11 protein-coding genes and 1 riboswitch are annotated in these 11,652 nt (G+C 67.0%); of the genes, 2 read left to right on the top strand and 9 right to left on the bottom strand.

Annotated elements, in window-relative coordinates; all coding sequences use genetic code 11:
- Positions 1–60: 60 nt before the first annotated feature.
- The 7 genes from cbiB to ACYQ0Z_RS06685 all read right to left on the bottom strand — a co-directional run bounded on the left by cbiB (position 61) and on the right by ACYQ0Z_RS06685 (position 6,502).
- Complete coding sequence (gene cbiB / locus ACYQ0Z_RS06715; protein ID WP_459865771.1) at positions 61–1,143, bottom strand: adenosylcobinamide-phosphate synthase CbiB; 1,083 nt, start codon at positions 1,141–1,143, stop codon at positions 61–63.
- A gap of 15 nt (positions 1,144–1,158) precedes the next feature.
- A complete protein-coding gene (gene cobU, locus ACYQ0Z_RS06710) occupies positions 1,159–1,908 on the bottom strand; it encodes a bifunctional adenosylcobinamide kinase/adenosylcobinamide-phosphate guanylyltransferase (protein ID WP_459865769.1) in 750 nt (249 codons plus the stop codon).
- Complete coding sequence (cobT, locus tag ACYQ0Z_RS06705; RefSeq protein ID WP_459865767.1) at positions 1,905–2,993, bottom strand: nicotinate-nucleotide--dimethylbenzimidazole phosphoribosyltransferase; 1,089 nt, start codon at positions 2,991–2,993, stop codon at positions 1,905–1,907. The genes cobU and cobT overlap by 4 nt, the downstream gene beginning before the upstream one ends.
- Positions 2,994–3,093: 100 nt before the next feature.
- The gene (locus tag ACYQ0Z_RS06700; protein WP_459865765.1) at positions 3,094–3,654 is read right to left on the bottom strand and encodes a cob(I)yrinic acid a,c-diamide adenosyltransferase; all 561 of its coding nucleotides are present in this window, start codon (positions 3,652–3,654) and stop codon (positions 3,094–3,096) included.
- The gene (locus ACYQ0Z_RS06695; RefSeq protein WP_459865763.1) at positions 3,615–4,460 is read right to left on the bottom strand and encodes a heme ABC transporter ATP-binding protein; all 846 of its coding nucleotides are present in this window, start codon (positions 4,458–4,460) and stop codon (positions 3,615–3,617) included. Before ACYQ0Z_RS06695 ends, ACYQ0Z_RS06700 begins: the two co-directional genes overlap by 40 nt.
- An 18-nt stretch (positions 4,461–4,478) precedes the next feature.
- Positions 4,479–5,498, bottom strand: coding sequence for a FecCD family ABC transporter permease (locus tag ACYQ0Z_RS06690; protein ID WP_459865761.1), 1,020 nt, complete (start codon positions 5,496–5,498; stop codon positions 4,479–4,481).
- A 23-nt stretch (positions 5,499–5,521) separates the two neighbouring features.
- Positions 5,522–6,502 (bottom strand): ABC transporter substrate-binding protein, encoded by a 981-nt coding sequence (locus ACYQ0Z_RS06685; RefSeq protein WP_459865759.1) that lies wholly within the window; start codon positions 6,500–6,502, stop codon positions 5,522–5,524.
- Between the two features lie 251 nt (positions 6,503–6,753).
- A riboswitch (cobalamin riboswitch) is annotated at positions 6,754–6,939 on the bottom strand.
- A 189-nt stretch (positions 6,940–7,128) separates the two neighbouring features.
- On the opposite strand from ACYQ0Z_RS06685, the gene ACYQ0Z_RS06680 reads away from it, so the two are divergent.
- On the top strand, positions 7,129–8,409 hold the full coding sequence (locus ACYQ0Z_RS06680) for a UDP-glucose dehydrogenase family protein (protein ID WP_459865757.1): 1,281 nt from the start codon (positions 7,129–7,131) through the stop codon (positions 8,407–8,409).
- Positions 8,406–9,359, top strand: coding sequence for an NAD-dependent epimerase/dehydratase family protein (locus ACYQ0Z_RS06675; protein WP_459865755.1), 954 nt, complete (start codon positions 8,406–8,408; stop codon positions 9,357–9,359). The genes ACYQ0Z_RS06680 and ACYQ0Z_RS06675 overlap by 4 nt, the downstream gene beginning before the upstream one ends.
- A 131-nt stretch (positions 9,360–9,490) precedes the next feature.
- On the opposite strand, the gene ACYQ0Z_RS06670 is transcribed toward ACYQ0Z_RS06675, so the two are convergent.
- Both ACYQ0Z_RS06670 and ACYQ0Z_RS06665 read right to left on the bottom strand, forming a co-directional pair.
- Positions 9,491–10,075 (bottom strand): spore coat protein, encoded by a 585-nt coding sequence (locus tag ACYQ0Z_RS06670; RefSeq protein WP_459865753.1) that lies wholly within the window; start codon positions 10,073–10,075, stop codon positions 9,491–9,493.
- 164 nt (positions 10,076–10,239) lie between these two features.
- On the bottom strand, positions 10,240–11,352 hold the full coding sequence (locus tag ACYQ0Z_RS06665; RefSeq protein ID WP_459865751.1) for a citrate synthase: 1,113 nt from the start codon (positions 11,350–11,352) through the stop codon (positions 10,240–10,242).
- Positions 11,353–11,652: the final 300 nt, after the last annotated feature.

Raw genomic sequence — 11,652 nt, 5'->3', positions numbered from 1 at the left:
GTTACGTTCTTGTCCGTTCCGCTGCATGCCGCCCACCACCGGCGACCTGTAGCCGCACCCTCAGCTGCCGTCGGCGCCGATTGTCCCGAAAACGGTCCAGCCCAGCACCGCCGTCAGCAGGACAAACCCGGCTGTCGTCCCGTAGAGCATGGCCATGCTGCGCCGGATGTCGTCGACCGTCCGTTCCCGCCGCGCGTCCCCCAGCAGGGCCCGGTCGCTGGGCACACCGCGGTACCAATTGCGTCCCCCCAGTTGGATACCCAGGGCGCCGGCCAAGACGCTCTCGGGAATGCCGCTGTTGGGGCTGGGGTGCTTGGCCGCGTCGCGCCGCCACACCGCCAACGCCCGGCGCGCCGACCACCCGGGAACACAGGCGGCCACGGCGAGCATCAGGAGGCCTGTGAGCCGCGCCGGTACCCAGTTCCAGCCGTCGTCCATGCGCGCCGACCACCATCCCATATGGCGGTACCGCGCATCGCGGTACCCGACCATGGCATCCAGGGTATTGACGGCCCGGTACATGGCTGCCAGGGGGGCACCGCCGAGGAGAGCAAAAAAGAGCGGCGCCACAACGGCATCGGTGGTGTTTTCGGCCACCGTCTCCACCGCGGCGCGTACCACGCCGTCCTCGTCCATGCGGTCGGTGTCGCGCCCAACAATGCGCCCCACACGCGCGCGAGCCAACGCCAGGTCGCCGGCAGCCAGCGCCGCCTCCACCTCCACCGCCGCGCGTCCCAACCCGCGCACGGCTATACACAGCCACGTCACCGTCGCCCCGACCAGCGCCGCACCGAGGGGACCGGCCAGCGCATAGCCCGCCCCCTCAACGAGCAGGGCTGCCCCTCCGGCCGCGCCTACCGTCCCGAGCCACAGCAGTGTGCCGGCCGCCTTCTCCCGGAGCGGCGTCGGACCGATGCGCACCAGCACGCGGCGCAACACCCGCTCCAGAACGGCAATGAGGCGGCCCAGTTCGGCCACCGGATGGCCGCGCTGCGGGTCGCCGAAGAGTAGATCGAGGGCCACCGGTGCCCATACCCCCAGGCCCAGTACCCCCAGCCACAGCGCCTTCGCTGTTCCCCCGGCCCACCGCCAGCCGATAATCCCGAGCCCCCACGCCGCGGCGTCGGCAAGACTCCCGTCCATCTCCACCGTCTCCCCTCACCGCGTCCCGCCGCCGGAGGGCCGGTTCTGGCCACCGCGCGCGGCCGACGGTCGTTTGCATGCCGGCGGGTGGCCAAGCCCTCCAACCCCTGCGCCCGCCTCCGTCCACGCCAGCAGGCGTGCAGCAGCCTCGTGGGGCGTGCAGGCCAGGGCCTTCACGTCGACGGCCTGTCCAGCGACCACCAGGTAGACCGCCGTGGCCGCGTCGGCCAGGCGGCGGTTCACCCGGCCGACCACGTCGCGGTACAGCCGCCCGAGCGGCGTGGGCGGCACGACGCCCCACCCCACCTCGTTGGTCACGACCACCGTCCAACCGGGCCGTTCGGCAGCCGCGGCCACCAGCGCCTCGGTGCGTTCGGCCACGCGCTCGGCCAGCCTTTGCTGGCATTCCACCGGAAGCCCATCGCCCCCGGTCAAGTCGACGCGCCACGCTTCGGCCTCGGCCGCCAACCAATTGGCGACGAGCATCGTGACGCAGTCGAGGAGGATGACGTCCCGCGGCGCAACTCCCCGGAGCGCCTCAGCCGCGTCGCGCGACGCCTCCACCGTGCGCCACGACGCCGGGCGTTGCTGGCGGTGCAGGGCGATGCGCACGGCCATCTCCGCGTCGCGCGCCTCGGCGGTGGCCACGTAGGTGACAGCGGATCGGGATTCGGCGGCCAACTCCGCAACGAGCCGCTCGGCAAAGGCACTTTTTCCGCTGCGCGCGCCCCCCGTGACCACCACCAAGCGGGGAAGGGCGTTCACGACCGCGCCGCCTCCTCCTTTGCCACCGGTCCGGAGACACCGGCGGCCTCAAAGGTGGCCATCTCGTCGCGAATCCGGCACGCGGCCTCGAGCAGGTGGAAGGTGAGCACTGCTCCCGTCCCTTCGCCGAGGCGCATGTCAAGGTGAAGCGGCGGGACAAAGCCGAGGACCTCCAAGAGCCGGCGGTGCCCCTGCTCCGCCGATTGGTGCGAGGGGAACAAGTAGTCCTTCACCCGCGGGGCCAGGCGACACGCCACAAGGGCCGCGCTGGAAGCGGGAAATCCGTCGACGACCACCGGCACGCGCCGGGTGGCGGCGCCCAGCATCAGACCGGCCAGGGCGGCAATCTCCAGCCCGCCCACCTTGTGCAGCACGTCTACCGGATCCTGCGGATCGGGTCGGTTGACGGCCAAGGCCCGCCGCACCACCTCTGCCTTGCGCGCCAGCGCCGCGTCATCGACGCCCGTGCCGCGTCCCACGCAACGCGCCGGATCGTCGCCGGTAAAGGCGGCGAGAATGGCCGCAGCGCTTGTCGTATTGCCGATGCCCATTTCACCGGTGGCCAAAAGGCGGTAACCGCGGTCGGCCAGCTCCTCCGCCACCCCGATCCCGACACAGAGGGCCTCAAGGGCTTCCGCGCGCGTCATGGCCGGTCCCATGGTGAAGTTGGCCGTCCCGCAGCGAACCTTTCTTCGCACGAGGGCCGGGTGGTCAATGTCCGCAGCCACGCCCACGTCGATGCACACCACATCGGCCCCGGCCAGACGGGCCAGCGCGTTGATCGCCGCCCCGCCCGACAGGAAATTGCGCACCATCTGCGGTGTCACCTCGGGCGGGAACGCGCTGACCCCTTCCGCCACCACGCCATGGTCGGCGGCCATCACCACTACGGCCTTTTTGGGAAACGTGGCGTGCACCTCGCCCGCAATGCCGGCCAGGCGCACGGCGTAGGCCTCGAGCTGCCCCAAGCTGCCCGGTGGCTTGGTCAGCCGATCCAGTCGGGCTTGCGCCGCAGCCATCGCCGCCTCATTTAGCGGTTCAATTCGATTCAGAAGGGTTTGAAGTTTCGCTTCACTACGTATCATCGTCCCTTTCCTCTCCCCCTGACAACCTGGACAGGTCTCTCCGCCGCCCTTGCGTTGCCAGCGTCTCCGCCGTCCGTCTGCCATCGCGTGCGACGGCTCATCACAGCTCAAGACCGTACACCGCGGGAATCCCCCGGTCGTAGTAGTGCTTGCGCGATTCCATCACCGTGACCAGATCGGCCCGTTCCACAACGGCGGGGTGCACCGCACGGCCCGTCAGCACCAGGTGGGTATGGGCCGGCCGGTTGTCGATGAGCGCCAACACTTCGGCCAAGGGCAGCACATCGTCGACGGGAAAGCGTGTGATGGCCAGCGCGGTGTTGATCTCGTCCAAAACGGCCAGGTCGTAGGCACCGCTGTAGATCTTCTCCTTGGCCAGCGCCCACCCGCGGCGCAAGGCTTCCCGGTGGACCTCCGGCGTTTTGGTCCACGTAAATCCTTCCCCCAGCTGGTACATCTCGACCCCCGGCAGATATCGGACGGCCACCTGCTCGCCGGTAACGCGCTCCGGCGACTTGAGAAATTGCAGGAACAGAACCCGAAAGCCGCGCCCCACCGCTCGCAGCACCAGGCCGAGGGCGGCGGTGGTCTTCCCCTTCCCGTCCCCGGTGTACACCAGGGTCAACCCCTTGCCGCTCCCACGAAGGCTTTCCCCCGCCATCGGCTACCCGCCTCCTCTTCTGCTTCCTCCTCTTGTGCCGGCCGCACGAGGACCTGGGGTGCGCCGCATTCCGGATGGCGCACCACCAACGGCCGCATGCCGTAGACATCAGCCAACGTCGGCTCGGCCAGCACCTCCTCCGGCCGGCCGCGCGCCACCACGCGCCCCTCCACCAGCAACACCACCTCGTCGGCATAAAGCGCGGCCAGGTTCAGGTCGTGGAGCACCATCACCACGGTCAGCCCGTCCTGGCGTTGCCAACGGCGCACCCGATCGAGGAGGTGGACCTGGTGGGCGAGGTCCAAATGGGTGGTCGGCTCGTCGAGGAGCAACACCCGCGGCTCCTGGGCCATGACGCGCGCCAACGCCACGCGCTGGCGCTGGCCGCCACTGAGCCGGTCGACGGGCACATCGGCCAGGTGGCGCAGCTTCAGCTCATCGAGGACGCGCGCCACCACCGCCCGGTCGTATGCCGTCTCGCCGCGCAACGGGCGAAGATACGGGTGGCGGCCCATCGCCACCAGTTCGCGGACCGTAAAGGGGAACGGGGCAGCCGTTTCCTGCGGGAGCACGGCCATGAGGCGAGCCAGCTCCCGCCGCCGGTAGGCGCACACCGGCCGGCCGGCCACCCACACGCTCCCCCGGTCCGGCTCGTCCACGCCAGAAAGCACCCGGAGCAGCGTGCTTTTCCCCGCCCCATTGGGCCCGATCACCGCTACACATGCGCCGGCCGGGACCTCCAGGGAAACACCGCGCAGCACGTCTCGCCCGTCGTATGCTTTCCACACATCGCGCACCACAATCATTGGCACCGCTCCTTTCCGTCACCACCCGCGCCGGCTGCGCCGCAACAAGTAGGCGAAAAAGGGCGCTCCCAGTATCGCCGTCACCGCTCCGACGGGCAGCTCCGCCCCCGCCAGCACTGTACGCGCGAAGGTGTCGGCCCACAGCAGGACAAAGGCCCCCGCCAACGCCGACATCGGCACCAGCACGCGATGATCCGGCCCGACGAGCAGGCGCATCACGTGAGGCACAACCAGGCCGACAAACCCGATGATCCCGGATACCGACACCACAGCCGCCGTCATCAGCGAGGCCGCGAGAAGGATGTGCGTCTTGCGTCGCTCCGTCTCCACGCCGAGATGAGCGGCTTGCTCTTCGCCAAGGGTGAACACGTTGAGGTCGCGCGCCCAGAGGAGGAGCAATACAAACGGTACGAGCACATATGGCAAGGCGGCGGCAACCAGTATCGGATCGCGGTTAGCCAGGCTACCCATCAGCCAGTAGATGACGTTCGGCAGACGATCTGCGGAAAAGGCGAGGGCCAGCGTCAGCGCCGCACCGAGGAAGGCCTGCACCACCACACCGGCTAGCAGCGTCGTTTCCCGTCCCAGCCGCCCGCCAATGGCCCCCAGACGCAACGTGACGAGAAGGGCGGCCATCCCCCCGCCAAAGGCGGCCAGCGGCACGGCGAACAGCCCCAGGTGCGCCTGCGGCCAGCCGGTGAGCAGAACGAGCACCGCCCCAAGGGCCGCACCCGATGACACGCCCAAGATGTAGGGGTCTGCGAGGGGATTGCGCAGCACCCCCTGGTATGCCGCGCCGGCAGCCCCGAGGGCAGCCCCGACCAAGAGGGCCAGCATTGCGCGGGGCACGCGCAGGTTCCACACGATGGCTTGGGCCACCGCATCCCCCTCGGCCACGTGTCCGGTCACCTTGCCCCACAGCACCCGCCCAACGGTGGACAAGGGAAGGTCGACGCTGCCCAGCATCAAGCTGGCCAACAGGGACAGCAAGAGGGCGCCGCCCATCCCGGCCATCCACATCGCCTTATGCGCCCGCATGGCCCTTTCCTCTCAGCCGGCCCTCATTGGAACCGCTCGGGATAGAACGTCTTGGCCAGTGTCTCCACGCCGTCGAGAATGCGCGGGCCGGGACGGCTGATGAGGTCAGGGTCGAGGGCATACACGCGGCCTTCCTTCACCGCATCCACCACGCTCCATCCCGCGCGCTGCTTGGGCTTGTCCGCCGCGTTTGGGACGTAGTACCCGTACGTGACCACGATCACCTGCGGGTTTCGCTGGATGACCATCTCGGCGCTGATCTTCTGCCAGCCTTCCAGGTCGTGGGCGATGTTCTGCCCGCCGGCCAGCTGGATCAGCTCATCCAGGAACGTGTGCTTCCCGGCCGTGTACAGCTGGTCGGGGTCTGCCTCCACGTAAACGCGCACGCGTTCCTTTTCCGGAATGGCCTGAACCTTCTCACGAATGGCCTCTTCCTTCGCTTTCATGCGCGCGATGAGTTGCTGAGCTTCCTTCGTGCGGTTCGTGATCTTGCCCAGTTCGCCAATCACGCGATAGACATCCCTCAGGGACTGCGGATCATACAGGACCACTGTCAGGCCCGCCTTGCGCAGCGCATCCACGGTTTCCTTGTTGTGCGAGCCGAGCACCACGAGATCCGGCTTCAAGCTGAGGAGCTCTTCCGTCGGCGGGTTCAGGCCGTCTTGAAAGACGTGCTCCACCTTGTTCTGCACGTCGGGCGGGTAATTGTCCCACTTGGTGACGGCCACCACCTTCCCCTCCAGGCCCAGCGCAAACAGCGTCTCGGTGTGACTGGGCATCAACGAGACGATGCGCTGCGGCGCTTGTGGAACGGTCACCTTTGCCCCGCTGTCGTCCTGCACGGTGAGGGGATAGGTGACAGGCTTGCCGTCGATCCCCTCCTCGGCCGACTGCCCCGGTGCCGCCTGCTGCCCGGATTGGCACGCGGCAAGACCGACGATCAACAAGAGCAGGATAAAGACGAGGACAACGTTCCTTCCCCTGTAGTGCATCCCGCGTTGCATGGCGTTCCTCCTTCTCCCATCCAGGTCGGTATTTGGACAAAACAAAACCCCTTGCCCATACGGACAAGGGGACGTCGCCACCACAAACCAAACGGCACAAAAAGGCCGTCCGTTCCCGGCCTCCATTGCCACCGTACGCCAACGGCCACACTGCCGCCGCGCACCCATGGGCACCAACGGCAATGCCGCCGGTCAACATGGAACCGGGCGCGTCGCCATCGCGACGTCTGCACCCTTTCCGCGAGGGCTGCAGCGTCATGGGCAAATCGGCAGGTCTCCTGGCTCATGGATCCTCGCTTCCCGCGCCTTCCCATCCTCAGGTGGACAGTGGCATGATGCGGGTCGCTCCCCATTCACAGTGGCGGGACCGCGCCGGACTTTCACCGGACTTCCCTTTTCACCGCCGGGCAAGGCGGACCGATTTGCCTGCGCGCGTCGGTTGTCAACGGGACAGTTCCATTATAGACGACAGGCCCGGTCGTTGGCAACGAACGTTCCGAAGCCAGAGCACCTCGCCCCGGGAGTGGCATGCCGGGGTTCGTTTTCATATCGTAAGCATCGATCCGTTCATCCCAGCCGACGGATAACGCGGGTGGTGAAAACCCAACCCCAAAGGGGGAACCCGAATGAAGGTCTGCATGATCGGAGCCGGATACGTCGGCCTGTCTACAGCAGCCGTGCTGGCCGAGTTGGGACATGACGTCACCTGTGTGGACACGGACACCGAAAAAGTGGCCCAACTGGAACGGGGACGCCTTCCGTTTTACGAGCCGGGGCTCGACGAACTGGTCGCCCGCGCGCGCGAACAGGGGCGGATGGCGTTCACCGCAGATCTGCGCGGGGGGCTGGACGACGCGTCCGTTGTAATGCTCGCCGTTGGCACGCCGGCACTCCCCGATGGCCGCTGCGACCTGTCCTCCGTCTGGCAAGCCGTTGACACGTTGGCCCACACGCTGTCCCATCCGGCCACCGTAATCATCAAAAGCACGGTGCCCCCGGGCACTGCCGACCGGATCCGGCGTTATCTGGCCGAGGCCGGCCATGACGAGAATGCCGTTCACGTGGTGGCCAACCCCGAATTTCTGCGCGAAGGCTCCGCCGTAACGGACACCCGCCACCCCGACCGCATCGTCGTGGGCGTCACGTCCCGGGAGGCGCTGGCCCGCGTGCGCGCCCTGTACCGCGGGATCGAGGCCCCTTATGTCGTGACGTCGCCGACGGGGGCGGAGATGATCAAGTACGCCGCCAACGCCTTTCTGGCCACCAAGATCTCCTTCATCAACGAAATGGCCCGCATCTGCGACGCGTACGGGGTCACCATCGACGACGTGGCCGAAGGGATCGGGTTGGATTCGCGCATCGGCCGCGCCTTCCTGCGGGCCGGCCTGGGGTACGGCGGCTCCTGCCTCCCCAAAGACGTGGCCGCGTTGATCCACACCGCGCGGGACAAGGGAGTCGAACCGCTGCTCCTCCCCGCCGTGCAGCAGGTCAACGTCACCCAACCCGACGTGTACGCGGACAAATTGCGGGACGCGTTGGGCGGCCTTGCCGGTAAACACGTTGCCATCTGGGGCATTGCCTTCAAACCCGACACCAACGACGTGCGCGCGTCGCAGGCCCTGGCCCTCATCGACCGGCTGCTCGCGGCGGGATGCACGGTACGCGCGTACGATCCCCTGGCCCGCTGCACGCGCCCAGACGTAGCGTGGGCGGCGGACCCGTACCAAGCGGCCGGCAACGCCGATGCCCTCGTTGTCGCCACGGAGTGGGAAATCTTCCGTCACGCCGACTGGGAACGCGTCAAGGCGGTCATGCGGGGCAATGTGGTGGTCGATGGACGCAACTGCCTCACCCCCGAATCCCTTCAGTCCCACGGGCTCCGTTACGTGGGGGTGGGGCGGCCGTGAACCTTCTTGTCACCGGCGCAGCTGGATTCATCGGTTCCCACCTGTGTGAACGGTTGCTGGCGGAGGGCCACACGGTCATCGGCCTCGACGCCCTGCTGGCCGCCGCGTTGCGGCCGCAGAAACGGCGCAACTTGTCCGTGCTCCTTGCCCACCCGCGCTTCCGATTTGTCGAGGCGGCGGTCCAAACGGCCGACTGGCGGACGCTGCTCGACGGCGTGGATGCCGTCTTCCACCTGGCCGGCATGCCCGGAGTTCGCACCAGCTGGGGGGCCAACTTCACCGCCTACGTGGAACACAACATTCTGGCCACGCAGCGCCTCCTGGAAGCCTGCTCGCGCAGACGGCTGCACCGATTCGTGTATGCTTCCACCTCTTCGGTATACGGACACCAGACGGGCCCGGTGGCCGAAACCTGTCCGCCCGCCCCGCTTTCGCCCTACGGCGTCACCAAGCTGGCCGGAGAACACCTGTGTCGGGCCTATGCCGAACGAGACGGCCTGCCCGTCGTCATCTTGCGGTACTTCACCGTCTACGGCCCGCGGCAGCGGCCGGACATGGCTTTTCACCGCTTCATCCGCGCCCTGCTGACGGGCAAGCCCATCCCCCTGTACGGCGACGGACACCAGACGCGCGACTTTACCTATATCGCCGATTGCGTCGAGGGGACCCTTGCCACCCTCACCGCCCCCCGCGCCGTCGGCGAGACGATCAATATCGGTGGCAGCGCGCGCGCCAGCCTGCGCGATGTCATCGCCCATTTGGAAGCGCTGACCGGGCGGCGGGCGACAATCGCCCCGCATGACGCGCCGCCCGGCGAACCCCGCCACACCTGGGCGGACATTTCCAAAGCCCAGCGGCTCCTCGGATACCGTCCCCAGGTCGACCTGCGCACCGGGCTGGCCCGCCAAATCGACGACCTCAAGCGCCTCTACGCGAGGGAAGCGGGATGAAAACGGGAGATGCGCATTAGGCCGAGGTTCCCGCGCAAACAAAAGCCCTGCCGGTCCGCCCATCTGCGGATCCGCAGGGCTTGTCCGCGAACGGCACCGTCGTGCCGCACCGCTTTTGTTTTCCGTCCCGGTTACTGCACGCCCGTGTGCAGGCCCGGCGGTGCAGGCTGGTACAGGGCCGTCAGCGTCTGGGTGGTGTTAACCTGCAACGTGGGCACCTGGTAGTACCCCTTTTGGTTCATCCACTGGAAGACCTCATAGGCCTGTTCGGCGCAGTTGGTCGCACCCTGGATCAGCAAGCGGCGCAGTTCAGAATCGGCGCATTCCAAGGCCGCGTGCATGCGCAAGCTGGCCGAGGCTTTGTGGCAACCGAGCACGGCCGCCGCCACGTCGCGGTCGTCGATCGCGGCGGCCGACGCATTGGGCGTCGCCGGAGCGGGACTGCGCAACCCGTACATCGGCGTCAGGTTGCGGTGAACCGGACGATAGGGCACGGCGTGTCCCGCCCCCCGGTGGCTCAGAAACGCCACCATATTGTCGTATTCCTGAACGGCAAAGCGCATCTGGTTGTCCAAGATGGCGGCCAACTGCGGATCCTGAACGTGCGGGCGGTACAGCTGGAAGGTGTTGAGGCTCGTGATGGCGCTCGACAACACCTCGTGGATTTCCATGACCTCATGGGCGCCCAAGTTGGCCGCCGGTTGCGTCTGTGCCACGGTGGACCCTCCTCCGTTGGTGTGATCGTCAACGGTAAGGAGTGTGCCCGTCCGGCCAACCGCTTATACCGGGGAGACGCCGGCGCATACCCGTTCTGCCTCAACCTGGAACACGCCGCGCCGGGGAAAACCTACCGCATTGCCCCGTAGCCCTTTGCCCGCCCTTACGCCTTGCCCTCCGGCATGGGACCGGTGTACACGGACTGCGGACGGATCAGGCGGTTGTCGGCCGCTTGCTCCAGCACGTGGGCCGTCCACCCGGCCATGCGCGACAGAGTGAACGTCGGCGTGTACAGCTCCTTCGGCAGCCCCACGGCGCGCAACACCGCCGCCGCGTAAAACTCGACGTTGGTGTACAGGTTGCGGCCCGGCTTGTATTCGGCGAGCAGCTTGATCGCCACCTCTTCCACGTGCACGGCCAAATCAAGCCACGGATCGTCGCCGGCCACGCGCTTGGCGACCACCGACAGGGCCTCAGCCCGCGGGTCGCGCGTTTTGTAGACGCGGTGCCCGAAGCCCATGATGCGCTCCCCGCGTTCCAGCAGGCTGCGGAGGTACGGCTCGGCGTTTTCCTTCGTCCCAATGGCGAGGAGCGTCTCGTCCACCTCCGACGGCGCCCCTCCGTGCAACGGCCCCTTCATCGTTCCGATAGCCGAAGTGACCGCCGAGATGAGGTCGGACCGCGTCGACGTCGTTACCCGCGCGGAAAAGGTCGACGCGTTCATGCCGTGTTCCGCTGTCAGGATGAGGTAGGCGTCGAGGGCAGACACGTGGGCCGCCGGCGGCTCCTTACCGAACAGCATGTAGAGGTAGTTCGCCGTGTGGGACAGGTCTCGCCGGGGCTCGAGGGGCTCCTGCCCGTTTGCCCGGCGGTACCGGTAGGCGATGATCGTTGGCACCTTCGCCGTCACCGCCATCGCCTGCTCCACCGTCGGCGGCCACCCGTACGTGTCGTCGCCTAGGGCCGACACCGCTGTGCGCAGAACACTCATCATGTCCACATTTGCCGGGATGCGGTCGATGATCGCCTTCAGGTAGTCGGGCAGAACGCGCGCGTCGGCCATCTGCTCCCGGAATGTGCGCAGCTCCTCTTCGGACGGCAGGCGCCCGTACCAAAGCAAGTAGGCGACGTGTTCATACGTGTACTTCAGGGCCAGTTCTTTGGCCCAAAATCCACGGTAAATCAGGTGACCCTTCTCCCCGTCCACGAGGCTGAGCTGGGTGTCCGTCACCACAACGCCTTCCAATCCCTTGTGGATAGTCAAGTGATTCGTCAACCTCGTCCCTCCCATCACCGCTTGCTGAAATCATTATACCAGGAGAGGAAGCTCCAGCCAACAATAAATCCGAATCCCCATTTTTCTCCCTCAATTCGATCGATTCCGTGCAGTTCGACAACGGCGGCGCATATACTGGTAATGCAAACGGAAACGTGGTGAGCGCGATGACGGCACTTCGTGCACAAGCCACACCTACTCCATTTTTCGCGGGATGAGGCCGCGCGCCTCATCCCGTTTTCTTTACCCCTGGGTCTGTTATACGTCCCTTGCCAGCATATCCGCGCAAAGCGATCCCCA

This window comes from Calditerricola yamamurae, assembly GCF_054654135.1.
The sequence above is the reverse complement of the archived record's forward strand: the minus strand, read 5'-3'. Positions and strand labels throughout refer to the sequence as shown.

Bases quoted from the DNA above. Each gene is read 5' to 3' on its own strand.
- ACYQ0Z_RS06685 (WP_459865759.1), bottom strand. From the start codon at position 6,502: ATGCAACGCGGGATGCACTACAGGGGAAGGAACGTTGTCCTCGTCTTT.
- ACYQ0Z_RS06690 (WP_459865761.1), bottom strand. From the start codon at position 5,498: ATGCGGGCGCATAAGGCGATGTGGATGGCCGGGATGGGCGGCGCCCTC.
- ACYQ0Z_RS06700 (WP_459865765.1), bottom strand. From the start codon at position 3,654: ATGGCGGGGGAAAGCCTTCGTGGGAGCGGCAAGGGGTTGACCCTGGTG.
- cbiB (WP_459865771.1), bottom strand. From the start codon at position 1,143: ATGGACGGGAGTCTTGCCGACGCCGCGGCGTGGGGGCTCGGGATTATC.
- ACYQ0Z_RS06680 (WP_459865757.1), top strand. From the start codon at position 7,129: ATGAAGGTCTGCATGATCGGAGCCGGATACGTCGGCCTGTCTACAGCA.
- ACYQ0Z_RS06695 (WP_459865763.1), bottom strand. From the start codon at position 4,460: ATGATTGTGGTGCGCGATGTGTGGAAAGCATACGACGGGCGAGACGTG.
- cobT (WP_459865767.1), bottom strand. From the start codon at position 2,993: ATGATACGTAGTGAAGCGAAACTTCAAACCCTTCTGAATCGAATTGAA.